At 64.0% G+C, this 24,465-nt stretch carries 26 protein-coding genes; 12 read left to right on the plus strand and 14 right to left on the minus strand.

Going from position 1 to position 24,465, the window contains the following annotated elements; all coding sequences use genetic code 11:
• Positions 1-27: 27 nt before the first annotated feature.
• The 7 genes from AC1Q6X_RS15465 to AC1Q6X_RS15495 all read right to left on the minus strand — a co-directional run bounded on the left by AC1Q6X_RS15465 (position 28) and on the right by AC1Q6X_RS15495 (position 7,212).
• A complete protein-coding gene (locus tag AC1Q6X_RS15465) occupies positions 28-495 on the minus strand; it encodes a hypothetical protein (protein WP_492497742.1) in 468 nt (155 codons plus the stop codon).
• A 111-nt stretch (positions 496-606) separates the two neighbouring features.
• Complete coding sequence (locus tag AC1Q6X_RS15470) at positions 607-1,953, minus strand: sigma-54-dependent transcriptional regulator (protein WP_081368342.1); 1,347 nt, start codon at positions 1,951-1,953, stop codon at positions 607-609.
• Complete coding sequence (locus AC1Q6X_RS15475; protein ID WP_492497743.1) at positions 1,940-3,847, minus strand: sensor histidine kinase; 1,908 nt, start codon at positions 3,845-3,847, stop codon at positions 1,940-1,942. Before AC1Q6X_RS15475 ends, AC1Q6X_RS15470 begins: the two co-directional genes overlap by 14 nt.
• 73 nt (positions 3,848-3,920) lie before the next feature.
• Positions 3,921-4,712 carry an ABC transporter ATP-binding protein gene (locus tag AC1Q6X_RS15480; protein WP_034786306.1) on the minus strand — a complete coding sequence of 264 codons (792 nt, stop codon included), beginning with the start codon at positions 4,710-4,712 and terminating at the stop codon, positions 3,921-3,923.
• 11 nt (positions 4,713-4,723) lie between these two features.
• Positions 4,724-5,533 (minus strand): ABC transporter permease, encoded by an 810-nt coding sequence (locus AC1Q6X_RS15485; protein WP_373631952.1) that lies wholly within the window; start codon positions 5,531-5,533, stop codon positions 4,724-4,726.
• A 42-nt stretch (positions 5,534-5,575) separates the two neighbouring features.
• Positions 5,576-6,577, minus strand: coding sequence for an ABC transporter substrate-binding protein (locus AC1Q6X_RS15490; RefSeq protein WP_070224935.1), 1,002 nt, complete (start codon positions 6,575-6,577; stop codon positions 5,576-5,578).
• A 398-nt stretch (positions 6,578-6,975) separates the two neighbouring features.
• Positions 6,976-7,212 carry a hypothetical protein gene (locus AC1Q6X_RS15495; protein WP_070224936.1) on the minus strand — a complete coding sequence of 79 codons (237 nt, stop codon included), beginning with the start codon at positions 7,210-7,212 and terminating at the stop codon, positions 6,976-6,978.
• A gap of 466 nt (positions 7,213-7,678) precedes the next feature.
• Between AC1Q6X_RS15495 and AC1Q6X_RS15500 the strand changes: the two genes are divergently transcribed.
• The 8 genes from AC1Q6X_RS15500 to AC1Q6X_RS15535 all read left to right on the plus strand — a co-directional run bounded on the left by AC1Q6X_RS15500 (position 7,679) and on the right by AC1Q6X_RS15535 (position 13,606).
• The gene (locus AC1Q6X_RS15500) at positions 7,679-8,179 is read left to right on the plus strand and encodes a winged helix-turn-helix domain-containing protein (protein WP_223278908.1); all 501 of its coding nucleotides are present in this window, start codon (positions 7,679-7,681) and stop codon (positions 8,177-8,179) included.
• Positions 8,180-8,446: 267 nt separating this feature from the next.
• Positions 8,447-9,319, plus strand: a complete 873-nt coding sequence (locus tag AC1Q6X_RS15505; RefSeq protein WP_070291333.1) for a M90 family metallopeptidase — start codon at positions 8,447-8,449, stop codon at positions 9,317-9,319.
• Positions 9,320-9,429: 110 nt separating this feature from the next.
• Positions 9,430-10,260: a transporter substrate-binding domain-containing protein gene (locus AC1Q6X_RS15510; protein WP_492497744.1), complete on the plus strand. Its 831-nt coding sequence runs from the start codon at positions 9,430-9,432 to the stop codon at positions 10,258-10,260.
• A gap of 20 nt (positions 10,261-10,280) precedes the next feature.
• Positions 10,281-10,958: an amino acid ABC transporter permease gene (locus tag AC1Q6X_RS15515; RefSeq protein ID WP_492497745.1), complete on the plus strand. Its 678-nt coding sequence runs from the start codon at positions 10,281-10,283 to the stop codon at positions 10,956-10,958.
• Positions 10,958-11,650, plus strand: a complete 693-nt coding sequence (locus AC1Q6X_RS15520) for an amino acid ABC transporter permease (RefSeq protein ID WP_492497746.1) — start codon at positions 10,958-10,960, stop codon at positions 11,648-11,650. Before AC1Q6X_RS15515 ends, AC1Q6X_RS15520 begins: the two co-directional genes overlap by 1 nt.
• Positions 11,647-12,390, plus strand: coding sequence for an amino acid ABC transporter ATP-binding protein (locus AC1Q6X_RS15525; protein ID WP_492497747.1), 744 nt, complete (start codon positions 11,647-11,649; stop codon positions 12,388-12,390). Before AC1Q6X_RS15520 ends, AC1Q6X_RS15525 begins: the two co-directional genes overlap by 4 nt.
• 105 nt (positions 12,391-12,495) lie before the next feature.
• Positions 12,496-13,050 carry a glycine zipper domain-containing protein gene (locus AC1Q6X_RS15530; protein ID WP_070224942.1) on the plus strand — a complete coding sequence of 185 codons (555 nt, stop codon included), beginning with the start codon at positions 12,496-12,498 and terminating at the stop codon, positions 13,048-13,050.
• A 196-nt stretch (positions 13,051-13,246) separates the two neighbouring features.
• Complete coding sequence (locus AC1Q6X_RS15535; RefSeq protein WP_070224943.1) at positions 13,247-13,606, plus strand: hypothetical protein; 360 nt, start codon at positions 13,247-13,249, stop codon at positions 13,604-13,606.
• Positions 13,607-13,627: 21 nt separating this feature from the next.
• On the opposite strand, the gene AC1Q6X_RS15540 is transcribed toward AC1Q6X_RS15535, so the two are convergent.
• On the minus strand, positions 13,628-14,494 hold the full coding sequence (locus AC1Q6X_RS15540; protein WP_070291328.1) for a universal stress protein: 867 nt from the start codon (positions 14,492-14,494) through the stop codon (positions 13,628-13,630).
• A gap of 168 nt (positions 14,495-14,662) precedes the next feature.
• Here AC1Q6X_RS15540 and phbB point away from each other — a divergent pair, with 168 nt between their 5' ends.
• A complete protein-coding gene (phbB, locus tag AC1Q6X_RS15545; RefSeq protein WP_070224945.1) occupies positions 14,663-15,409 on the plus strand; it encodes an acetoacetyl-CoA reductase in 747 nt (248 codons plus the stop codon).
• A 168-nt stretch (positions 15,410-15,577) separates the two neighbouring features.
• Here phbB and AC1Q6X_RS15550 read toward each other — a convergent pair whose 3' ends face one another.
• From AC1Q6X_RS15550 to AC1Q6X_RS15575, 6 genes are all read right to left on the minus strand, one after another.
• Entirely contained in the window at positions 15,578-15,958 is a 381-nt protein-coding gene (locus AC1Q6X_RS15550; RefSeq protein ID WP_070291327.1) for a TraR/DksA family transcriptional regulator, read from the minus strand.
• A 108-nt stretch (positions 15,959-16,066) separates the two neighbouring features.
• The gene (locus AC1Q6X_RS15555) at positions 16,067-16,483 is read right to left on the minus strand and encodes a VOC family protein (RefSeq protein ID WP_492497748.1); all 417 of its coding nucleotides are present in this window, start codon (positions 16,481-16,483) and stop codon (positions 16,067-16,069) included.
• An 83-nt stretch (positions 16,484-16,566) separates the two neighbouring features.
• Positions 16,567-17,040: a hypothetical protein gene (locus tag AC1Q6X_RS15560; protein ID WP_083287293.1), complete on the minus strand. Its 474-nt coding sequence runs from the start codon at positions 17,038-17,040 to the stop codon at positions 16,567-16,569.
• On the minus strand, positions 17,025-17,843 hold the full coding sequence (locus AC1Q6X_RS15565; protein ID WP_492497749.1) for a hypothetical protein: 819 nt from the start codon (positions 17,841-17,843) through the stop codon (positions 17,025-17,027). Before AC1Q6X_RS15565 ends, AC1Q6X_RS15560 begins: the two co-directional genes overlap by 16 nt.
• 88 nt (positions 17,844-17,931) lie before the next feature.
• Positions 17,932-18,732, minus strand: a complete 801-nt coding sequence (gene otnI / locus AC1Q6X_RS15570) for a 2-oxo-tetronate isomerase (RefSeq protein WP_492497750.1) — start codon at positions 18,730-18,732, stop codon at positions 17,932-17,934.
• Between the two features lie 244 nt (positions 18,733-18,976).
• Entirely contained in the window at positions 18,977-20,347 is a 1,371-nt protein-coding gene (locus AC1Q6X_RS15575; protein ID WP_070291324.1) for a DEAD/DEAH box helicase, read from the minus strand.
• A gap of 290 nt (positions 20,348-20,637) precedes the next feature.
• Between AC1Q6X_RS15575 and AC1Q6X_RS15580 the strand changes: the two genes are divergently transcribed.
• From AC1Q6X_RS15580 to AC1Q6X_RS15590, 3 genes are all read left to right on the plus strand, one after another.
• Positions 20,638-22,359, plus strand: coding sequence for a methyl-accepting chemotaxis protein (locus AC1Q6X_RS15580; protein WP_492497751.1), 1,722 nt, complete (start codon positions 20,638-20,640; stop codon positions 22,357-22,359).
• A gap of 99 nt (positions 22,360-22,458) precedes the next feature.
• On the plus strand, positions 22,459-22,836 hold the full coding sequence (locus tag AC1Q6X_RS15585) for a BlaI/MecI/CopY family transcriptional regulator (protein ID WP_070291322.1): 378 nt from the start codon (positions 22,459-22,461) through the stop codon (positions 22,834-22,836).
• A gap of 3 nt (positions 22,837-22,839) precedes the next feature.
• Complete coding sequence (locus tag AC1Q6X_RS15590; protein ID WP_070312949.1) at positions 22,840-24,402, plus strand: M23/M56 family metallopeptidase; 1,563 nt, start codon at positions 22,840-22,842, stop codon at positions 24,400-24,402.
• Positions 24,403-24,465: the final 63 nt, after the last annotated feature.

Consider the following 24,465-nt stretch of genomic DNA (forward strand, 5'->3'; position numbering starts at 1 on the left):
GTCATGGCCGGGGCGGACTGCCCGCGCTTAGCGGCCCGGCGGACGCGGCGGCACCACGCCGGTGTTGCCAGTATTGCCAGCATTGCCGGTGGTGCCAGCGTTGCCCGGCGTGTCCGTATTGCCTGTGGTACCTGTCGTGCCCGGGGGAACCGTGCCACCCGTATTGCCATTCATGTCTTGCGTGCCGCTGCGCGTGGCGTTAGCTGCGGACTGGCCGGCGCTGTCAGGGGCGCCGCCACCCGAATTCGTGCCGCTGGTCGATTGCCCCGTCGTGTCATGGTTGCGCGATTTTCCCGATTTCTTCGCCTGCTTCTTGTCGTGCTTGCGCGGCTTGGCCTTGTCATTCTGGTTCACTTGCGGATTTTGCTGTGTCGCCGTGTCGGTATTGCCCGTGTTATTCGACGTGGTATTGCTATTGCCGGTCGATTGCGCCTGCGCCAGGACGGCTGCGCTGCCCAGCAGCATGGCCGCGAGCATGAATGCGGATGGTTTCATGGGAACTCCTTCGGATGAAGTGGAGTACCGATTCTGCCACGCGCGGGCTGGCCCGTAAGTAGGAATCCGCCGCCACCCGATGTGGGGGGATGGCTGGCCGTGGCGCAGGCCTTAGCGGAACTGCTCCGTCGAGATGTCAAATCGCTTGAGCTTGTCGTACAGGGTTTTCTTCGGGATATTCAGGCTGGCGGCAGCATCGATGACGTTGCCATTGTGGCGGCGCAAGGCTTCCTCGATGATGGAAATCTCGAAGGTGTCCACTTGCTCGGCCAGCGACGCTTCGCGGCAGCCGGCGGGACTCAGGGTGTCGTCGAGCAGGCCCAGCACGAAGCGGTCGGCCACGTTGTGCAGCTCGCGCACATTGCCGGCCCAGCGCTGCGCCATCAGCGAGGCGATCAGTTCGCCGCTGACGAGCGCGGCCGGCTGGCCATAGCGCAGGGCCGCCTGCAGCACGAAAAATTCGAACAGCAGCGGGATATCCTCGCGCCGGTTGCGCAGCGCGGGCAGCGTGAGGCTGGCCACGTTCAGGCGGTAATACAGGTCGGGCCTGAATTTTCCCTGCTCGGCCAGCACATTGAGGTCTTCCTTGGCGGCGGCGATGACGCGGAAATTGACGGATATCAATTTGTTGGAACCGAGACGCTCGACTTGCCGCTCCTGCAGCACGCGCAGCAGTTTCACTTGCAGGGCCAGCGGCATGCTTTCGATTTCGTCGAGGAACAGGGTGCCGCCGTTCGCGTATTCGATCTTGCCGATGCGCTGGCGCTGCGCGCCCGTGAATGCGCCTTCCTCGTGGCCGAACAGTTCCGATTCGAAGATCGACTCGGGCAGGGCGCCGCAGTTGATCGCCACGAAGGGGTGGTCGCGCCGCTCGCTGAAGTCGTGCAGGCAACGGGCGATCAGCTCCTTGCCGGTCCCCGTTTCGCCGAGGATGATGATGTCGGCCGATTTTGGCGCCAGGTTCAGCACCAGCTGGCGCACCTTGGCCATGGCCGCGCTGCGGCCCACGATGCGCGCCTCGATGCCGACGCGCTGCTCGAGCTGGCGGCGCAAGTTCATGTTTTCCAGCACCAGGTGGCGTTTATCCAGGGCGCGGCGGCACACTTCCACCAGCAAGTCGGCGGAAAACGGTTTTTCGATGAAATCGTAGGCGCCGCGGCGCATGGCACCCACGGCCATCGACACGTCGCCATGGCCCGTGACGAGGATGACGGGCAGGCTGGCATCCTGCGCCACGGCGATATCGAGCAGTTTCAAGCCGTCGATGCCCGGCAGCTTGATATCGCTCAATAAGATGCCGGCAAATTCAGGCACCAGATAGGGCAGCGCCTCCTCGGCCGTGGCAACGGCCGTCACTTGCAAGCCCGCCAGCTCCAGCGATTGCCGGGCGCCCTTGCGCACGACGGCATCGTCTTCCACCAGCAGCACTTGCATGCCTTCAAAATTATTCTCGTGCATCAGATGTTTCCTTGTCTCTCACCCCCGGGTCGCAGCTCAGGGTGATGGTAAATTGTGCGCCGCCCCCTTCCTGCGCGCTGCGGTTGCGCACGGCCAGGGCGCTGCCGGCCGCGCGCAGTATGCCAGCGCTGATCGACAATCCCAAGCCCAGCCCGTGTTCCTTGGTGGTATAGAAGGGATCGAAGATCTTGTCGAGCGAGGCCAGCGGGATGCCGGGGCCATTATCGGTGATATGCAACACGGCGAGGCCGCCTTCGCGCCGTACCTGGAACCAGATTTGCACGGGCTCGCCTTCCGGCACGGCATCCATGGCGTTCGTGATCAGGTTGGTAAATACCTGTTCCAGGCCGATGGCGTTGCACAGCACGATGATGTCGTCCTCAAGCCAGCTTTCATGCAGGGTCAGGCGCTGCGAGCCCTTGCGCGTGCGGATTTGCAGCATGGTTTGCGCAAACGCCTGGCGTACGCTGACGGGCTTGCGGGCATCGTCGCTGCGCCGCGCAAAGCCTTTCAGTTGCGACGTCACATAGCCGAGACGCTTGACGAGGTCGGAAATGGTCGACAGGTTGTCGAGCGCGTCGTCGATCTGGCCGCGTGCCAAAAAGACCTTGGCATTGTCGGAAAACGTCTGCAGGGCGGCCAGCGGCTGGTTCAGCTCGTGCGTGACGCCGGCCGCCATCTGGCCGATGGCCGCCAGCTTGCCGCTTTGCACCAGTTCCGCCTGGGCGTAGCGCAAGGTCTGCTCGGCCCGCTCGCGCTCGGCCACTTCCGCCTGCAGGCGGCCGTTCGCGTGGACGAGGTCGGCCGTGCGCTGCTCGACCTTGATTTCCAGCTGTTCATAGGCACGGGCCAGCGTCTGCTGCGCATTGAGCTTGTCGGCGATGCGGCGCCGGCGCTGGCGCGCATACATCAGGGCCAGCAGCAGCAAGGCCCAGCCCAGCGCGGCGGCGATGGCCGCGTTGCGCGCCGCCTCATCGACCTGGTCGAGCTCGGCCAGCACGGTAATTTGCCATTGCAGCGGGCCCAGCGCGCGGTTCACGGCCAGATAGCTCACCTTGTCGGCACTGCCGGACAGGGCGGGGGAGTCATTCGTCTGCGGGCGTTCCAGCGTCATCACGCTGGCGCCATCGGCGAACTTGCGCTGCACCTTGTGCGGCAGGATGGGCAGATTTTCTTGCAGGAACTGGCGCTGTTCGCTGATGTCTTTCTTGGCGGCCGGCGACAAAGGCGCCAGGGTCTTGAACTTGAAGGCGGGGGTGGTGGCCAGGATGATCACGCCATTCGCATCCTTGACCCAGATCTGTTCGCCCGCGCCCGGCGTGCGCCACGATTGCTCGATCCAGTCCAGGTTGACCTTAGCGGCGACGATGCCGATGATGCGTCCGTCGCGCTGCACGGGCTGCGAAATGAAGTAGCCGGCTTCGAAGGTGGAAAAGCCGATGCCGTAGAAGCGGCCGATGCCGCCCGCGATGGCGTTCTTGAAATACGGACGGAAGCCGTAATTGACGCCCACGTAGGAGCTGCGGTCTTGCCAGTTGCTCGATGCCAGGGTCGTGCCCTTGTCGTCGAGCACGTAGACGGCAAAGGCGCCCGCGCGGCGATTCATGTCGACCAGGTAGGCGTTGATCTGCGTGACTTTGTCGGCGCTGGGCTGCTCCAGCAATTGCGCCACGGCATCGCTCTGGGCCACGGCCAGGGGCAGGAATTCGTATTTGTTCAGGGCGCCGCCGATGGACGCCGCATACAGTTCCGCGCGCGAATCTAGCGTGCGGTGCAATTCATCGAGCTGGCGCTGCTTGACCCAGGCATACGAGGCCCATGTCAGCACGACCAGCGAGCCCACGGCCAGCAGGGGGGCGAGCGCGGGTCTCAGGGTCCATTTGCCGAATGCCATGGTGCTCCGTGTGTATGTTTATGCCCGTGTGTGGGCAATCTGGGGTCAGACCCGCCGGGTCTGACCCCATTACTTAGTCTGCCGTACTTGCCATCGTCTCCGCATTATGATGCCTTTGTTGCTCTTCCATCACCATCTCGCCCAGCATGCGTTTCAGGCGGTTGAACTCGGGGTCGCTCGGGTCGCGCGGGCGGGGCAGGTCGATGGCCACGTCGCGCTTGATGGTGCCGGGACGGTAGGTCATGACGATGGTGCGGTCGGCCAGGTAGATCGATTCCTCGATCGAGTGCGTGACAAACACGATGGTGGTGCCGAAGACTTTCCAGATTTTCAGCAACTCATCTTGCAGGTTGCGCCGCGTCAAGGCATCGAGCGCGCCGAACGGTTCATCCATCAGCATGATCGGCGAATCGAGGGCCAGCACGCGGGCAATCGCCACGCGCTGGCGCATGCCGCCGGACAAGTCTTTCGGGTAGCGGGCACGGAATTCCGTCAAGCCCAGCATGCTCAGCAGCATGTCGACCCGTTCCTTGATCTCGGCCGGCGTCTTGCCGGCGATTTCCAGGCCGAAAGCGATATTGCTTTCAATCGTCATCCATGGGAACAGCGCGTATTCCTGGAACACCATGCCGCGGTCGGGGCCGGGTTCGGTGATCAGCTTGCCGCCGGCCAGGATCTGGCCCGACGTCGGCTGCGAAAAACCGGCGATGGCGTTCAAGAGGGTCGACTTGCCGCAGCCGGACGGCCCCAGCAGGCAGATGAACTCGCCGCTGGCGATTTCCAGGTTGATGTCCTTCAGGGCGATGACGTCGGCGCCGCCCGTGGTGAAGATTTTATTGACTGCATTGATATTGATCGTGGTCATGGCCGTTCCTCTCAGTGTTCCAGGCCGCGGTGCCACTGCAGCAAATGATTATTCAGGGCATTCATGGCCATATCGATGGCCAGGCCGAACAGGCCGATGGTAAACATGCCGGCGATAATCTTGTCAGACCAGAAATACTCGCGCGCTTCGAGGATGCGGAAACCGAGGCCGCTATTGACGGCGATCATTTCGGCCACGATCACGACGATGAAGGCCGTGCCCATGCCGATGCGCGCGCCGGCCAGGATATACGGCGTGGCGGCCGGCAAGATGACGCGGCGGAACATGGTCATCTGGCTGGCGCCCAGGTTGCGTGCGGCGCGAATATAAATGCCGTCGACCTGGCGCACGCCGGCGATGGTATTCATCAGCACGGGGAAGAAGGAACCGATGCTGATCAGGAAGAAGGCGGGCGGGTTGCCCAGGCCGAACCACAAAATGGCCAGCGGAATGTAGGCGATCGGCGGAATCGGGCGCAGCACTTGCACCAGCGGGTCGAACAGTTTGTAGATGGTCTTGTTGGTACCCATCAGCAATCCCAGCGGCAAGGCCAGGCCGGCGCCGATGGCGAAGCCGCCCAGCACGCGCGACAGGCTGGCCCAGGCGTCGTGCGGCAATTCGCCGGAGAACATCCACACCAGGTAGTTGCCCGCTTCGGGCGTGTACGCTTGCATCGGCATCAGGTATTCATACCACTTCACCAGCACGGCCACGGGCGAGGGCAGGATCTGCGGGTTGATCCAGCCGAAGGTCGACATGGCTTGCCACAACAGCAGCACGGCGACGGGCACGGCGGCGCCGTGCGCGAAGCGTTTCATCATTTGCATATTCATCGTGATACTTTCAGATTAGCGTGGCCGTGGTTAGCGTGGGACATAGGACTTCTTGGCTTTTTCCAGCAGGTCCAGCTTGACCCAATCCTTGGCGGCAGGCGCCTTGGCCATGCGGCCCACGCCGAATTTCACCATGTAGTCGGTGGTCAGCTGCACGTGGCTTTGCGTGATGTCTTCCGTGAAGATGGCGTTGTCGATGGCATCGCGGTAATCCTCGGTCGTGATCTGATTCTTGAACATCGATTCGCGCACGTATTTTTCCGCCAGTTTCGGGTCGGCCAAAAACGCCCGCGTGGCGGCGACGAAGCAATCCATGAAGCGCTGGGCCACGGCCGGCTTTTCCTTGTACATCTTTTCCGTCATCACGAGGGCGCGCACGGGCTCGCCCAGCGGCGTGTCATACGGTTTGATGATGGCCGCGCCGTATTTCTTGTGGATCGCCTGCGTCGAGTACGGTTCGGACTGGCTCATGACGTCGATATCCTTGGTCAGCAGCGCCTGGTTCAGGTCAGGGTAGCCCATGTACAGGATCTGCACGTCCTTGCCCGGCTTGTCGGACCAGGTCAGCTTGGCCTTGGTCAATTCGGCAAACAGCAGGATTTCCTGCGGGCCGCCGCGCGTGACGCCGACTTTCTTGCCTTTCAGGCCAGCAATATCCTTGATGTTCAGGTCGGGACGCCCGACGATCTGCACGCCGCCTTTGGCGAAGCCGCCCACCAGGTACACGGGCAAGCCCGTGGCGCGGCCCGTGATGGCCGCTTCCAGCGCGCTGGCGGACACGTCGATTTCGCCGGCGATCATGGCCGGCACGATGTCGAGGCCCTTGGCGAAGATGCGTTCTTCAATTTTCAGGTCGTACTTCGGCGCGATTTCCTTCATGTAGGCGACGGCGCCGTAATGGGCGAATTTCAGGTTGCCCAGACGGACCAGGTCGGCCGCATGGACGGCCAGCGGGAATTGCGCGGCCAGTGCGACGGCCACGGCCAGTGCCTTGGTGTTCAGGAAGGACGAGATGCGGAAGGTGCGTGCCATGCTGTTGTCTCCAAAAAAAGGTAGATGGTTTTTATATTGGGTAAGGCTGCCGCTCTGGTGGCGGTTATGAAAATATAAAAGCATCTTCCGTGCCAGTGGAGCGCATTTTGGCGTTTATTGCAAGTGATTGTTTATAAAGGTTTAATTTTGAATCTATTGAAAATGGGAAATGACGAGATTCCGTCTTTCCGCACGGCGAAGGGAAAGACTGTGCGGATTGCCGCATTTTGATTGGCTGATCCGGTGCCGGCTTGCGGTGCCGCATGCCGGTGAACCTTCAGGGCGCGGCCGACTCCAATCGTAAAAAAACGCGTTGCAAACAGGCTGGCAACGCGTAACTCCCCCGTGGAGTAGGGGCGGCGCCGCAGGGGCGCCTGATCGGTCGCCTTTGGCGGGCCTTATTTCGGCGCCGTGGCGGGCGGCAGGGCCGGCGCGGTGGCCGGATCGGTCAGCGGGGCAGGCGGCGTCGTGCTGCCCGGGCCCGTTTCCGGCGCGGCTGGCGTGACGGGAGGGGGCATCACTTGTGGGGCGGAAGCAGGGTTGGGCGCCGTTTCAGGCAGCGGTGCTTCGGCCGGTTTTTTGCAGGCGGACAAGGTGATCAGGGCGGCGGCAGCCAGCAGAGTAGGCATGTTCATGATGGTTCCTTTGCAAAGTATCAAGTTTGGCGCGATGCGGGCGGCGGGTGCCGCGCGCGAAGCTTGAATTTATTGCAAGAATGCCGACGCTTCTGTTCGCTATTTCACTTTGTGCGCGCATCGAGGCACAGCGGTTTAAATGTCTTTTATAGATGCCTCAAGAGAAATAATTCAGCAAGGCAATATTTTTCACTTTCTTGCTTCTAATGTTCGTTAACGCACAGACCAGTGCGGAGCAGGATGGCATTCTGTGCCCAGACGCTCAGGATTCGTGGTGTTCTGGTATAAAAATTGCCAAGAACTTAACAATCCGGGCTACCGGCAATCGTTTAAAAGGAGTATTCAAATGCATGCAATGACTCAGTCTCACGTGAAGAGCGAATTAAAGGCAGCGCACCAGGAACTTCGTAGCCCCGAAAAAGGCTCGCAAATGGTCGAACGCGCAGCACCTATCCCCCCGGAACGCATGAATCCTATTTCCATGGCACCGATCGAGCGCGTGCGCTCGACGTCGGCCACCCTGCGCCGCATCGAAAACATGCAAAAACTGATCGGCGAATTGTCGCTGCACGAGATGCTGGCTGACGAAATCGCCTGGTTCCTCAAGTTTTCGCCATCGGGCGCCCGCAAATACATCCGCGACCTGCGCGAAGCGGGCGTGATCGAACTGGCCCGCTACATCGAAGGCACCGCCACCTACCTGGGCAAGGCAGTGTACCAGCTGACGCCGGATCCCGAGCGCGTGCGCGCCTTCCTGGCCGCCATCGTCCAGCCGAAACGCGAAGGCGCGCCACCGCGCAAGGACCGTCCCGGCTTGCGCGAGCAAAGCATGGCCGGCAGCGGCCGCCACTTCCACATCCTGGCCGATGACACGCATTACGCCATCCGCGTCAACCGCGGTCCCGTGACGCGCGATCCGCTGGTGGCCGCCCTGTTTGGCGCGCCACAGCAAAAGTCGGCCGAATAAACCTTGCGCCTTGCAGGCCGCTTGACGGCCGGCAGGCGTGGTTTGTGGTTCGTATGATCAGACACATGTCGAAAGCCGGGTGACAACCCGGCTTTTGGCGTTGGGGCAAGCCCTTTGAGCTGGGCGGATTGAAAAGATATTAATCAACCCCATGTGGGCTGGACTGCTGCCCGCAACGCGCGGGTTCACTTGAAGGAGCTTGTCCTTGTCTGCCTACGCCGCCCTGTTATCGTCCCCGCCATTGCGCTGCCTGAAACGGGCCGCCGCATGAACCCGTTGCTGTGGATCGCCCTCGTCACGGCCGCCATCGTCTTTTCATTATGGTTCCCCCGCTGGCGCTTGAAGCGGGCCCTGTCCAGGCCCTTGCCGCCGGAAGGCCTGGCCGTGTTGGAAAAGAATATCCCCGTGTATCCGCGCATGCCGGCCCCGCTGCAGCAGCAGTTGCGCCGTCTGGTCGTGCAATTCCTGTACCAGAAGAAATTCGTCGGTTGCGGCGGCCTGGAGATCACGGACGAGATGCGCTACACGATTGCCGGCCAGGCGTGTTTGCTGCTGCTCAATCGTCAGACCCAGGTGTATCCGGAACTCGACACCATCCTCGTGTATCCCACGGAATTCATCGTCACGCGCGATGAAGTGGGGCCGGGCGGCGTGGTCACGCCATCGGCCAATGGTTTATTGGGCGAATCCTGGGGCGATGGCCGCGTGGTGCTGGCCTGGGACCACGTGCAGCGCGGTGCGGCCGACTGGACCGATGGCCACAACGTCGTGCTGCATGAATTCGCCCACCAGCTCGACAGCGAATCGGGCGCCGCGAATGGCGCGCCCTACCTGCCCAGCGTGTCGAGCTACCGCAGCTGGGCCACCGTGTTGTCGCGCGACTTCGACAACCTGCGCCACGATGCCATCTATCAGCAGCACAGCGTGATGGACCACTACGGCGCCACGAATCCCGCCGAATTCTTTGCCGTGGCGACGGAAACCTTCTTTGAAAAGCCATACCAGATGGCCGAGCACCACGAAGAACTGTACGCGCAATTCTTGCAGTACTACAAGGTCGATCCGCGCGACTGGATGGCGCCGCCCGTCGAGCCCGAACACATGGCCTCGCCGTTTCCCAATTACGCGCCCCACTGGTAGGCGGCAGCGCCTTACATGATTTACTCATAAGCAAGGCTGAAAAGATTCCTTTTTGGAAATAATGACGTTGCGGTCTAATGGCGGCATTCGTTATCCACCAGAGGAATCCCATGCAGACCCGCCTTCATTTCGCCGCCCTGTTATTCACCAGCATCGCCTTCACGCAGGTGGCGCAAGCGGACCAGCTGGCCGCCATCAAGGCGAAGGGCGAGCTGGTCTGCGGTACCCTGGGCACGGACGAGCCGAACAGTTTCATCGACGCCAAGTCGCGCCAGCTGGTCGGCTATGAAGTGGACCTGTGCCGCGCCATCGCCCAGGGCCTGGGCGTCAAGCCCGTAATCAGGCAGCTGGCCGTGGCCGCCCGCATTCCCGAACTGCAGCAGGGCCGCATCGATATCCTGACGGCGTCCTTGACGCACAACAAGGAACGCGAAGCGCTCGTCGATTTTTCGCTGTCCACGTTTTACACGGGCCAGCGCGTGCTGGTGAAAAAGAGCAGCCATATTACGACGGTCGCTGGACTGGCCGGCAAGAAAGTGCTGACCGTCAAGGGCGGCACGCAGGAACCGAATATCCGCAAGGCCGTGCCCGGCGTGGACGTGGTGACGTTCGAGACGGCGGGCCAGGCTTATCTGGGCTTGCAGCAAGGCAAAGGCGTTGGCTATGTCGACGATGAAGTCTCCTTGCTGAACAATTACGCCAAGCTGGGCGCCGCGCAAAACGATTACCTTGTGCTGCCGCAAAACATCAGTCAGGAAGTGTTTGCCTTCGGCATCCGCAAGGGCGAGACGGGCGTGAAAACAGCCGTCGACCAGGTGCTGCGCGGACTGGAAAAATCGGGCGAGGCGGAAAAACTGTTCTTCAAATGGTATGGCCCGACGAGCAACGTGAAATTTCAGAAGCGCAATTTCAAGATTGAATCGGACAAGATCGACGCCTGAACCCCGGTTGACGCTTCCGCATGTTTGATCTGACCTTTTTGCTGTCCGGCGACTACCGCGACTGGCTCGTTTCCGGCTTGCTGCTGTCCTTGCAACTGATGGGCATTACCTTGCTCTTGTCTTTGCCGCTGGCCTGCGGCGTGGCCATGCTGCGGCTGGCCCCGTCGCGCCTGCTCAATGGCCTGGGCGCCGCGTATGTCGAGCTGATCCGCAACGTGCCCTTGCTGGCCCACTTCCTGTTCTGGTATTTCGGCGCGCCCGAATTGCTGCCCGATGCGTGGAAGGAGCGTTTGTATGCCGGCAATATCGAAGCCGCCAGCGCCGTCACGGCCCTGACTTTATATACGGCCGCCTACATGGCGGAAGACATCCGCAGCGGCATCCGCGTCATACCCGCCCAGCAATTCGAGGCGGGCCGGGCGCTGGGTTTCAGTTTTCTTGCCACCATGCGCCTGTGCATCTTGCCGCAGGCGCTGCGGCTGGCCGCGCCGCCGCTGCTGTCGCAAACCCTGACCCTGTGGCAAAACACCAGCATCGCCACCGTCATCGGCGTGGCCGAGCTGATGTACCAGACGCAGCGCGTGGAAGCGGCCTCGTTCCGCAGCGTCGATGCCTTCGTCTTCGCCAGCGCGGCCTACCTGGCCGTCTCGCTGCTGATCGCCGGCCTGGCGGCCTTGCTGCAAAAGAAGGTGTCCTGATGCTGGAACTCCTCCATGATTACTGGCTGTATTTCCTCGTGGGACGCTATCCCGAGGGGCCGCTGGGCGGCCTGGCGCTGACGGTCGTGCTGGCCAGCCTGGCGCTGGTGCTGAGCCTGCCGTTCGGCCTGCTGCTGGGCCTGGCGCGCCTGAGTCCCTGGCGCCTGCTGCGCTGGCCCGTCGCCGTACTGATCCACGTGGTGCGGGGCATCCCCTTGCTGCTGGTGATTTTCTGGGCGTATTTCTTCCTGCCCAGCATCACGGGACATGAAAGCGGGCAATTCGGTACCATGCTGGCCGCCCTCGTCATCTTCGACGGCATTTATCTGGCGGAAATTGTGCGCGCCGGCGTGCAAGCCGTGCCGCGCGGGCAGGTGGAGGCGGCCCGCTCGCTGGGCTTGAACTATCTGGACAGCATGCGCTCGGTGGTGCTGCCGCAGGCGCTGCGCCACATGCTGCCCTCGCTGCTCAACCAGTTCGTCTCGACCATCAAGGAAACCTCGCTTGGCTACATCATCGGCCTGGCCGAGGTGTCGTTCATCGCTTCGCAAGTGAACGGCCTCGTGCTGACCAAGCCCGTGCAAGTGTATTTCCTGCTGGGCATGACGTATTTTGTCTTGTGTTTCAGCCTGTCGCGCGCCGCCTTCTGGCTCGAGCGGCGTCAGGCGCGTCTACTGAAAGCGGCAGCATGATTAACTTTGACAACGTCAACAAATACTATGGCGACTATCACGCCTTGTGCGAGATCAATGAACACGTCGCCAAGGGCGAGGTGCTGGTCGTGTGCGGGCCGTCCGGCTCCGGCAAGTCGACCCTGATCCGCACCATCAACCGCCTGGAGCCGATCGCCTCAGGGCGCATCGCGGTGGCGGGCCAGGATATCCACGCGCCGGGGCTGGACGTGAATGCCTTCCGCTCGCATATCGGTTTTGTGTTCCAGCAATTCAACCTGTTTCCCCATTTGTCCGTGCTGGACAATTGCGCGCTGGCGCCGCAGCGCCTGCGCGGCCTCACCCGGCGCGAAGCCGAGGAGCGGGCGCTGGCCCTGCTGGAGCGGGTGGGCCTGGCGCACAAGGCGCGCGCCATGCCGGCGGCCTTGTCGGGCGGGCAGCAGCAGCGGGTGGCGATTGCCCGCGCGCTGGCCATGCAGCCGCCGCTGATGCTGTTCGACGAGCCGACCAGCGCGCTGGACCCGGAAATGGTGGGCGAGGTGCTGCACGTGATGCGCGACCTGGCCCACGGCGGCATGACGATGGTGTGCGTGACGCACGAGATGGGTTTCGCGCGCGAAGTGGCGGACCGCGTCTGGTTCATGGACCACGGGCAAGTGCTGGAACGGGCCGCGCCCGACGAATTCTTTGCGCGGCCGCAGCATGTGCGCGCACAGCAATTCCTGGCCGATATCCGCAGCCCATATGGGGCACCGGCCTGAGGATTTCTGGGCTGTGTGCGCAAGCGAACGGTATCTTGGCGTTGTCCGGCGCACGCTATCGGAGTGGCGCACGGGGCGCCCGCAGCCGACCAGGAGGGCCGTATCATGTCACGCATCATCGCAGGTCATTTTCAGTTGCAGGAGCAGATAGACGCCGCGCGCGCCGCCCTGAACCAGGCGGGTTTTCCTGACAGCCGCATCAGCGCCTTCTTTGTCAACCAGCCGGGCCAGCATGATTTGCATGCGCTCGGCGGCGACCGCGACGTCTCGCCGGGCGCCAAGGAGACGCCGGAAGGCGTGGTCGAGGGCGTGGCCGTCGGTGCCGCCGTCGGTGCCGGCATCGGCGCGGCCACCACGCTGGCGACGGGGCCGCTGGGGCCGGTGGTGGGCGCGCTGGTGGGCGCCCATGTGGGCTCACTCTACAGTTTCAACAAGATGAAGGAGGCGGGCGAGCCCGAGAAACATGGCGAAAATCACCGCCAGCCGCGCCATCCGGGCATGCTGATCGCCGTGGCGCTGGGCGGCCTCGAAGAGCGCGAACGGGCGCTCGAGACACTGCACCGGCTGGGCGCCGAGCATATCGAGGAAGCGGAAGGCACGATCGCCAATGGCGACTGGCATGACTTCGATCCGCTCAGCATTCCCGTGCTGGTGGCGTGAATCAACGCCTCTGTGGTGCCATATGCATAAATTCCGCGCTGCACGAAATTTAGGTATGATCCTTGTTAGTATGAGTAATTATTGGTAAACAATGCCGACAGGGATAGTTTCCGCGCGCCCGAAGTGACACTGGACCAAGGTGACTGCCCGTAGTACTTGCCTCGCATGCTAACGAGTATGGATAGGAGGGCGCGTCATGACACAGGCATGGTTCATTCTGACACGGGCCGATGGGCGCGACATCTGCGCGCCCTCACCGGCACAGCTGGCCGATGCGCTGGCCGAGGTGTACCGCGGCGGCGCCGTCACGCCGGATGGCAGCCCGGCCGCCGTCTTGTTGCGCTTTGGCTACGACGATGGCTTGATGTATCAGGTCGAAGTCGCTAGCGGAGGCGAAGTCACTTTCGAGGAATGGTCGGACCGCGATTGCGAAATTGCCCTGGCCAGTCCGCGCCACATGTCGGCCCTGCCGCAGGACGATGCGCTGCAGTTGTGGCAGTGGCTGGCGCAGCGCCAGGTGGCAAAGATCCGCAGCCAGCCCTGGCAGGGCGGCTAGCCCGACCGTTTTAGCAAAGGCCTAGTGCGCCATCAGCACGGGGATCGTCATGCTCTGCAGAATCGTGCGCGTGACGCCACCGAGGATGGTTTCGCGCAGGCGCGAATGGCCATACGCTCCCATCACCAGCAAGTCGACCGACAGGTCGGCGGCCTGCGACAGCAGCGCCTCGCCGATATCGCCGCGCCGCACGCCACCCCCATCGAGCAAATGCAGCCGCGCTTCCACGCCGTGGCGCGCCAGGTAGTGCACCAGTTCCGCGCCCGGCTGTTCGCCGTGCTCGGCCGCATGCACCTGGGCGTCGAAGATGGCCACGTGGACTTGCCCGGCGCGCTGCAGCAGGGGAAGGGCGGCGGTCACGGCGCGGCTTGCTTCCTTGCTGGCGTTCCAGGAAATGAGCACATTGCGCGCCGCTGCCGGCGGCGCCAGCAGGGGCAGCGGCGGCGCATACGGCACGATCAGCACGGGCCGGCCCGAATGCAGCAGCACATAGGCGGGAAAGTCGCGCATCACGGACGGCGATTTATCCTTGGCATTGTATTGGCTGATGACGACCAGGTCCGCATAGCGGGCAAGCAGGCTGATGCCACCCGCCGCCTCGTCGTCGAGCACGCGCTGTTCGAACGAGGCGACGCCTGCCGCGCGCACCTGTTGCTCGAAACCGTCGAGGGCGCGCGTGGCGCGGTCGCGTAGGAAATTCAGATGCAAGCTCAGGTTCGGGTCCGCATCGAGGTCGGGCTGGTGCTGGTACAGCAGGCGCGACACGCCCGTCAGCGCCACGCCCGTCAGGTGGCCGCCGCACGCCTGGGCGATGCTGGCCGCCGCTTCGATGCGGGCGGCGCGCCCGGCGCTGTCGTCGATGTGGAGCAATACGGTCTTGTACGTCATGGCCTGTCCTCTCGCTGTGCAGTAGCGGCCATTCTGGCACAGTCCGGGGCGCCGGCCGCGCACGACTGCACCAGGCTGGGCACTTGATCTGGCGCAAGGCTGGCAATAAAAACTGCTCCTACACTTGATGCCACGCAGAACAACCATAACAAGCGGGGAGAGACAGTCATGAAGGAACAAAAGGTAGCGCTGGTCACGGGCGGCATGGGCGGCCTGGGCACGGCCTTGTGCCGGCGCCTGCATGCGGCGGGCTTTGCCGTCGTGGCGGCGCATACGCCGGGCAACACGCGGGTGGAAAGCTGGCTCGACGAGCAGCAGGCGCAGCAGTATTATTTTCACCCGCTGGCCCTTGACGTGACGGACTTTGCTGCCTGCAGCGAAGCCGTCGGCAAGGTGCTGGCGCAGTTCGGCCGCATCGATGTGCTGGTCAATAACGCCGGCATCACGCGCGACCAGAGCATGCGCAAGATGGAGTTGCCGCACTGGTCCGAGGTGATGCGGACCAATCTCGACAGCCTGTTCAACATGAGCAAGCAGGTGCTGGAACCCATGCTGGAAAAGAAATGGGGACGCATCATCAATATCTCGTCCGTCAATGGCCAGAAGGGCGCGTTTGGCCAGTGCAACTACGCGGCCGCCAAGGCCGGTGTGCATGGCTTCAGCAAGGCGCTGGCGCTGGAAGTGGCGCGCCACGGCATCACCGTCAACACCGTGTCGCCCGGCTACCTGCGCACGCAGATGGTGACGGCCGTGCCGGCCGATATCCTGGAAACGAAGATCCTGCCGCAAATCCCCCTGGGCCGCCTGGGCGAGCCGGACGAGGTGGCGGCCCTGGTCGCTTACCTGGCGTCCGACGAGGCGGCATTCGTCACGGGCGCAAACATCGCCATCAATGGCGGACAGCACATGAGTTAAGCAAGCGTACAGCTTGCATAGAGGCAATGGCAGTAGAGGAGACCCGTCCACCCAGCCGGCGCATAGACGCTGGCGGAGGACGGCAGGCAGCATGGTAATTACGCTGGAAAACAGGGGGCAGGGCAGCGATGCCTTGCCCTTTGTTGTCGTGCCGCCGTTAAGCTAGGGTCATGGTATGGCGCGCCGTGCCTTTTCCAGCCGCGTCTGGCAATCGATGCACAGGCGCGCTTCAGGGCGGGCGTTCAGGCGCGACAGGCCGATGGCTTCGCCGCAGTTGTCGCACAGGCCGTAGCTGCCGTCGGCGAACTTGGCCAGCGCATGCTTGATGATGGCCAGTTGCGCCTGATTGTGCTCGGCCGCTTCGCTGACGAGGGCGTTCAAGGTGCGCACGCTGGCGTTGTCGGCCGGCGAGGCTTCGATTTCATTGAGCAGCGAGGCGCGCGCGTCCGCTTCGGCCGCTTCGTTCTCTATCTGTTCCAGCAACGCCAGCTTGCGTTGCTCCAGCACGCCTTGCAGGCGCTGTAGCTGGTCTTGCGGCAATCCATTCATGGCTGTCCCCGATAGGAGTCTCTCCTCTATGGTAGTCCAGGATGGGCGCTTCTGCTTGCGCTACTACCCGCGCCGCGTTTGACGCGGCGCAGGCAGGCGCGGGCTGTTCTATGCTGGCTCTTTCAGGCAGTTGACCATCCAGGCCACGCCGAACTGGTCTTTCAGCATGCCGAAGCGTTTGGCCCAAAACGTTTCTTCCATGGGCATCTGGATGTTGCCGTCACGCGCCAGCGCGGCGAAGGCCCGTTCCGCCTCTTCCTGCGTATCGACGGTCAGGCAGATCGAGCTGCCGCTCATGCCCTTGGCACCCTCGTCGCAGCCGCCGTCCGAGCCCATCAGCATGGTGGGGCCCAGCTGCACGGAGCCGTGCATGATCTTGTCATACCAGTCTTCCTTGACTTGCTCCTGGCCCGGCGAGCCGCGGAACGGCATCAGGCACAGGTCTGTGCCATGCAGGTGCTGCCGGTAGTATTCCAGCGCTTGCGCGCAGTTTCCATTGAATTGCAAATACGGTTCGATACGCATGTTGGTCTCCTCTGGCAATCGCCCCGCAGGCACGATTGCCAGGCGGGGACGTCCCAGTATAGGCGCTCGCCGGCCGATTTCAATCAGTCCGGCGCCATCTCTTGCAGCCGCTCACGCACCTTGCCCAGCGTGCTGAGGATGCGCTCGGGATTGCCGGCCAGGACGGCACTGCCCAGATGTAACAAACTCGTCGACAGGCTGATCCAGTGCCGCACATCGTCGTTGCGGGCGATGCGCAGGCGCACCGTGTCGAGCAGGCCGCTGAGCTGGCGCTGCGCCGTTTCCAGGCCCATTACCGTATGGCCGGCGGCATCGGCATACAGCTGGTTGGCTTGCTGGCGCAAGGCTACTTCCAGGGCGAAGACGGCTTGTGCCTGGCTGTGGCTGATGCCGTTTTCTCCCTGGCTGGCGCGCTTGCGGATAGCGCGCATGACGGCGCCGTGCAAGGTGACGGCCGCCTGCGACAGGCTGTCGGCCAGTTGCTCGACGCGCATGGCGCTGCTGAGAGCCGCTTCGCGGCGTTCGCTGCCGCTGCTCCTGCCTACCGATCCGTCCATCTTGCCTCCGTGGTGGTGAGGGCGGCGGCCAGCTGTGCGTGGTCGCGCGCTAGTGCCGCCAGTTGCCGGCGCGCCAGCGTGTGGCGCAAGCCAAGCAGCCGGTATTCTTCGGTTTTACTTTGCTGCATGGTTTTCGCCAGCACGGCCAGCAGGCGCTGCTGCGGCGTGTCAGCAAACGCGATTTCCACGTCGAGCAAGCCGAGCACCATGTCGCGCTCGTTGTCGCCGCTTTTGTCGTACAGCGCCAGCAAGCTGTCGAGCGCGGCCAGCAGGGCTTGCAGCGGCGCGTCGCCGTCGTGCAGCACTTGCGCCAGGTGCGCCTGCTGGCTGGCCGCGCCGCCCAGGCGCGACAGTTGCTGCAGCAACAGGGTGTAGGCGCTGACATGACGGTCGTCGATGCCGCTGCCCGGCCAGGCGCGGATGGCGGCGCCGGCGCCGGCCAGTTCCGGCTGCACGTCGTACGCATCGGCATTCGCCAGCCGGCCCAGCGCCTGCAGATACAGGCGCACGGCCTGCGCCAGGCGCGCGACGTCCGCTTGCGCGGCGCGGCGCTGCGCATCGAGCAGGCGTTCGCGCGCGTCTTCGGCGGGCGACAGATAGGGGCGGGCGCGCTGGTAGCTGTCCACGTGGCGCTGCGACAGTTCGCCGAAGGCCGTCAAGGCATCGGTGCCGGCGGCCAGGGCGCGCACTTGCGCCAGGTCGGTGCGCGCACTGGCGCAGCCGCACAGCACGACGGCCAGGAAGAGGCTCAGGTACAGGTTATGGCAAAGGGCGCGGCGATGGCGGGCGGGCAGGGTGGACACGTCACCTCTCGACAGGAAATACTGTATGGAAAGGTATTGTCGTGCCGGCCTGCGTTGCCCGCCTTGTGCGGGCGCAAGCGCGCTGCGATCAGGCGCCTGTTGTGCCCGTGGTGGTGGTCCATTGTTCGCGCCAGCCCAGTCCGGCCACGGTGTCGCTGGCGGGACGGTATTCGCAGCCGACCCAGCCCACGTAGCCGACCTGCTCGAGCAGCTTGAACAGGTGGCGGTAATTGATCTCGCCCGTGCCCGGTTCGTGGCGGCCCGGCGTGTCGGCGATCTGGATGTGGCGGATCAGGGGCAGCAGGGCGCGGATAGTGTTGCTCAGCTCACCCTCCATGCGCTGCATGTGATAAATGTCGTACTGCAGGAAGATATTGCTGCGCTGGCAGTCGGCGATGACGTCGGCCGCCTGCTGACTATGGTTCAGAAAGTAACCGGGCATGTCAAAGCGGTTGATCGGCTCGATCAGCACGTTGATGCCGTGCGGACGGCAGGCGTCGGCCGCAAATTGCAGGTTGCCGATCAGGCTTTGCCGCGCACGCTCCAGGCTCATGCCGGGCGGCACGATGCCGGACATGCAGTGCAGCTGTTTCGCCCCCAGCGCCAGCGCATAGTTGAGTGCCAGCTGCACATTCGTGCGAAATTCCTCGCCCCGGCGCGGGTCGCAGGCGATGCCCCGTTCGCCGTGCTCCCAGTCGCCGGGCGGAAAGTTGAAGACGGCCAGCTGCAGATGGTGGCGTTCCAGCCGCATGGCGATCTGCCGCGCCTCGACGGCATAGGGAAACAGAAACTCGACGGCATCGAAGCCCGCTTCCCTGGCGGCGGCAAAGCGGTCGAGGAAAGGCAGTTCGGTAAACATCATGCTGAGGTTGGCAGCGAAGTTCGGCATGGCGGCACGCAGGTGAGGAAGATGGATACTATCCTAGCCCAAATTGCCAATCAGTGGCGTGCATGAAAAAACCGTTCCAGAAGCGAGTCCTGGAACGGTTTTTGTCGTCTTTTTAACAAAGACAAACGCCGCCTGAAAGCGTAGCGAGCGGGAGTGATATTGCGTCGAGTAGCGCAGCCGTACTGGAGTACGGCGAGCAACGCAAACGCAATAGCGCCCCGCGCAGTAGCTTTCAGGCCGCGTTTTAGCGGCCGCGGCCGCCGGAGCGGTGGGAGGCCGCCGAACGCGGCGCATTGCCCGAACGGTTGCCGCCGCCACCGCCGCCCGATGGGCCGGCGCTGCGTGGCTTGGCGCCGCTGCCGCCCGTTTTCACGCGCACGACGGCGCCGGCTGGCGCGCGGCTGTTGTTGCGGTGGCCGCCGGTGCCGCTGCGCAATTGCACAGGCTGGGCGCGGGCGTTCAGGTCTGGCTCGAAGCCCGGGATGACTTCGCGCGGCAGGGTTTGCTTGATCAGCTTTTCGATGTCTTTCAACATTTCGTGCTCGTCCACGCAGACCAGCGACACGGCTTCGCCCTTGGCGCCGGCACGGCCCGTGCGGCCGATACGGTGCACATAGTCTTCCGGAATGTTCGGCAAGTCGTAGTTGACGACGTGCGGCAACTGGTCGATATCGATACCGCGCGCGGCGATGTCGGTGGCGACCAGCACTTGCAGGGTGCCATCTTTAAATTCCGACAGGGCGCGCGTGCGCGCCGACTGGCTCTTGTTGCCGTGGATGGCCAAGGCGCCGATGCCGTCCGCGCCCAGCTGCTCGACCAGTTTATTCGCGCCATGCTTGGTGCGCGTAAAGACCAGCACTTGCGTCCAGTTGTTCGACTTGATCAGGTAGGACAGCATCGGGTGCTTCTTGTCGCGGTCGACGGGATGGATCTTTTGCTTGATCACTTCCACGGTCGAATTGCGGCGCGCCACTTCGATCATGGCCGGCTTGTTCAGCAAGCCGTCGGCCAGGGCCTTGATCTCTTCCGAGAACGTGGCCGAGAACAGCAGGTTCTGGCGTTTCGGCGGCAGCACGGCCAGCACTTTCTTGATGTCGCGGATGAAACCCATGTCGAGCATGCGGTCGGCTTCGTCCAGGATCAGGATTTCCACTTTCGACAGGTCGACGGTGCCCTGACCCATGTGGTCGAGCAAACGGCCCGGCGTGGCGACGAGAATGTCGACGCCATGCTTGAGCTGCTTGATTTGCGGGTTGATGCCGACGCCGCCGAAGATCACGGTGGAGTTCAGCTTGGTGTACTTGCTGTAGGCGCGCACGCTTTCCTCGACCTGCGCGGCGAGTTCGCGCGTCGGTGCCAGGATCAGGGCGCGGATCGGGCGCGTCGAGGTGTTGCTGGTGATGGCAGCGCCATTCGTGTCGGTCGACAGGCGGTGCAGCACGGGCAGGGTAAAGCCGGCCGTCTTGCCGGTACCGGTTTGTGCACCGGCCAGCAAGTCGCCGCCAGCGAGCACGGCGGGAATCGCCTGCGACTGGATCGGGGTCGGCACGGTGTAGCCGTGTTCGGTAACGGCACGTACGATAGCGTCGGACAATCCGAGGGAGGAAAAGGACATGGTAACTTTATTGTGAGATCGGCCTGTCGCCATCGTGGGGCGCCAGTCGCAGGCAATCAGATTAGGGGTCGAAAGACAGCGGCAAGGGGACTGGTCATATGTGCCGCACACGCGAAGTATAACAGCATGGCAAAAAACCGCCGAGTTTGTTTAAAGTATGCAATACCACAGGTAAAAGAAATACATGGCCACGGTGCGCCTTTGCATGCCGTTTTTCATTATTATTGCCTGTAGCACTCCATCTGCGGGACTCGCCGTGGCGCCGGAGTGTTCACTCCCGGAGGACTATCATGCGTATTGCCGATCTTCGCATCGCCACCCGCCTGTACGGCGGGTTTGCCACCATCGTCCTGTTGCTGGCCGCCCTGGTCACCGTCGCCACATTGAACGTCTCGCGGCTGGCCGACGCCAATGCCATCAATACCCACACTTACCAGGTACTCGCTGAAAACAGCGCGATCTTGGAAAGCCTGATCAATATGGAAACGGGGCAGCGCGGCTATGTGATCACGGGCGCGGAGGCCTCGCTGGAACCGTACAAGGCGGGGCAGGCCGCGTTCGGCGCACACCTGGACAAGGCGCGCGCCCTGACCAGCGACAATCCTGCCCAGCAGGAGCGCCTGGCGAAGCTCGATGCCGCCAAGCAAGCCTGGCTGGCCGGCGCGCTCGAACCCGTGATCGCCATGCGGCGCGCCGTGGCGCAGGGCACGGCGGCCATCGAGCCCGTGCTGGCGCTGGAAAAGGAGGGCCGGGGCAAGCAGGGCATGGATGCCATGCGCGCATTGCTGGGCGAGATCGGCCAGGCGGAAACGGCGTTGCTGGCGCAGCGCTCGGAAGCGGCGGCGGCCTTGCAGGCGCGCACGCACTGGACCTTGCTGGGCGGCGGCGCGGCGGCGCTGATCCTGGCCGCCCTGATCGCCTGGTGGCTGGCGCGCAACATCAGCGTGCCGCTGCGTTCGGCCATCGACGTGGCCAGGCAGGTGGCGCAGGGCGATCTGACGGTACAGGTGGAAGTGCGCTCGAAGGACGAGACGGGTGAACTGATGCAGGCATTGAAGGACATGACGGCCAGCCTGCTGCGCATCGTCACCGAGGTGCGCGGCGGCACGCAGGCCATCGCCACGGCCTCGCGCCAGATCGCTTCGGGTAATCTCGACTTGTCGGCGCGCACGGAACAGCAGGCCAGTTCGCTGGAAGAGACGGCCTCGTCGATGGAAGAACTGACCAGCACGGTACAGCAGAACGCGCAGAATGCCCATGAAGCCAACGGCCTGGCCGCGTCGGCTTCCACCGTGGCGGGCAAGGGCGGCAGCGTGGTGGCGCAGGTGGTCGATACCATGGGTTCGATCAACGACTCGTCGCGCAAGATCGTCGACATCATCGCCGTGATCGACGGCATCGCCTTCCAGACGAATATCCTGGCCCTGAACGCGGCCGTCGAGGCGGCCCGGGCGGGCGAGCAGGGGCGCGGTTTTGCCGTCGTCGCCACGGAAGTGCGCAACCTGGCCCAAAGATCAGCCGGCGCAGCGAAGGAAATCAAGGCCCTGATCAACGACTCGGTGGCGCAGGTGGAGAGCGGCGCGCGCCTGGTCGACGAGGCGGGCCACACCATGCACGAGATCGTCGACAGCGTGCACAAGGTCAGCAGCATCGTCGGGCATATCTCGTCTGCCAGCGATGAGCAGCGGGCCGGTATCGAGCAAGTCAACCAGGCGATCAGCGAAATGGACCATGTGACCCAGCAAAACGCTTCATTGGTGGAAGAGGCCGCCGCGGCTGCGGAAGCCATGCAGGAGCAGGCGGCGCGGCTGGCCGATGCGGTGAGCGTGTTCAGGACGGCGCAGGTGGACGCCATCGCGGCGCCGGCACCCCGGCCCGCCGTGCGCCGTCCCGTGCCGCCCAAGGCGGCGCGCGCGCCTGCCCGCCTGAGCGTCAAGCCCGCAGCGCCCCATGCGCCGCAAGTTCCAGCCGGCAAACAGCGTCCGGGGGACGATGAGTGGGACGAGTTTTAGCACAGGCGCCCAGTGCATGCGACAGTTGTCGCAAATACCGCTTGCATGCGTGTGACTGTTGTCGCATAATTGTGTCAACAGTCACTCAAAGGATGCACCATGAGCACGCCCTCCGTCACCGAACTGTCGTTATTGAAAGCCTTGTGGAAAGACCACCCGCTGTCCGCGCGCGAATTGCATGCCCGCGTGGAAGAAGAGCTGGGCTGGTCTTTTTCGTCCACGCGCAAGACGCTTGAGCGCATGCTGGACAAGGGCATGCTGCTGCAGCGCAGCGTGCACGGCGTGCTCGTGTATGAAGCGAACGTGGACAAAGTGGCCACCCTGGCCGCGTTCGCCCACGACTTTGGCCGGCGCGTGATGGAAATCGACAGTCCCTTGCCGGTCAGTATGTTTACGGGCAGCAAACTGGTGGACCAGCAGGAGCTGGCGGCGCTGGAGCAGCTGCTGCAGGACTGGCCTGCGGACGCGAAGGAATAGGCCATGACCCTGTTCGCCCTGACCTTGTTGCAGGCGACGGCCGCCTGCCTGTTCGCCGGCTTGCTGCTGCAAGGCTTGCTGCACCTGGCGCAGGGGCGCTGGCCCGCGCTGGCGGCTCAGCGCAGCGTGTGGCTGGCGGCCGCGCTGGTGCTGGCCGCCGTGTTCCTGCTGCCGCTGTTGCCGCAGGGCCAGCAGATCAGCGTGGTACCCGAGTTCAGCTTGCCCGCCGCCGCGCAGGCAGCGCCCGAGGCGGTTTTGCCGATGGCCGCGCCCGCGCCCTTCCCCGCACCCATGCCAGCGCCGCTGGTCGAAGCGCCATCGGTGACGGCCTGGCTGAGCATGCTGGCCACGCTCTGGCTGGGCGTGTATCCGCTGGGTCTGGCCGTGCTGGCGTGGCGCCGCTGGCGTAGCCGCAGCGCACTGCGGGCCTTGCTCCAGGCGGCGCAGCCGCTGGCGCCGGCAGCCCTGGCCGCGCATGGCGCGTTTGCGCCGGCGCAACTGCGCCAGCTGCAAGCCCAGCGCACTGTCGTGCTGGAAATCGACGCGCCCATCTCGGCCATGCTGGTGGGCGTGTGGCGGCAACGTTTGCTGTTGCCCGCGCATTTGCGGCAATTTACTGCCGAGCAGCAACAACTGGTCATCGAACACGAACTGACGCATGCGCGCCGGCGCGATCCCATGCTCCAGCTGCTGGCCAGCGGCGTGCAACTGCTGTTGTGGTTCAACCCGGCAGCGCGCTGGCTCGCAGGCAAGCTGGCCTGGGCACAGGAACTGGGCTGCGACCGCCATGTGCTGGCTGGACGTTCGCAGCAGCAGCGCCGCGAATATGCGGCCGCCTTGGTGCGCCAGCTGGGCCTGCAAACCCGTGCCCCTGCCGGCCTGGCGTTTGGCGGCCAACCCGACAGCATGCTGGAGCGCGTGGCCCGCATGCGCGACAGCAGCGCCGCCAGTATGCACTGGCGCGCCCGGCTGGCCATGGGCCTGGTCCTGTGCGCACTGGGTGCGGCCAGCGTGGCCTTGCAGCCGGCACTGGCTTTGCAACCGGCACCGGCCTTACAGCCCGCACGGGCCTGGACATCGGCCGCGTCCTTTGCCAGCCCGGCCCCGCTTCCGGCCGCGGCACCTGCCCATGCGCCGTGGCGCAATCCGCTCGCCACCATGCGCGTCACGGGTTTCTTTGGCGTGGTGCGCCCCATCACGCAGAAGGGCTTGCGCGGGATTGACCTGGCGGCGCGGCGCGGCACGTCCGTGCAGGCAGTGGCCGATGGCATCGCCACGGTGACGCAGGACGACTGGCTGGGCAAGGCCGTGCACATCGCCCATGGCGGCGGACTGCAATCGGTATACGTCCACCTCGACAGCGTCGCGCTGGAAGATGGCGCCATCGTCGAGGCCGGCCAGCGCATCGGCACGGTGGGCGACACAGGCCGCGCGACGGGGCCGCACCTGCACTTCCAGGTACGCCAGGACGGTCGCGTGCAAGATCCGCAGCGCTGGCTGGCCGGCCTGGATGCCAACGCCAGCGAACGGGCCTTGCGCATGCGCAAGGAGCAGTTCGGCCGCTGACGCCGTACGGTATTTTGTCACCCAGGAACAACAAACGGGGGCGGACTCGGCAAGGTCTGCCCC

The organism is Janthinobacterium sp. GW823-FHT06H09 (assembly GCF_058794735.1).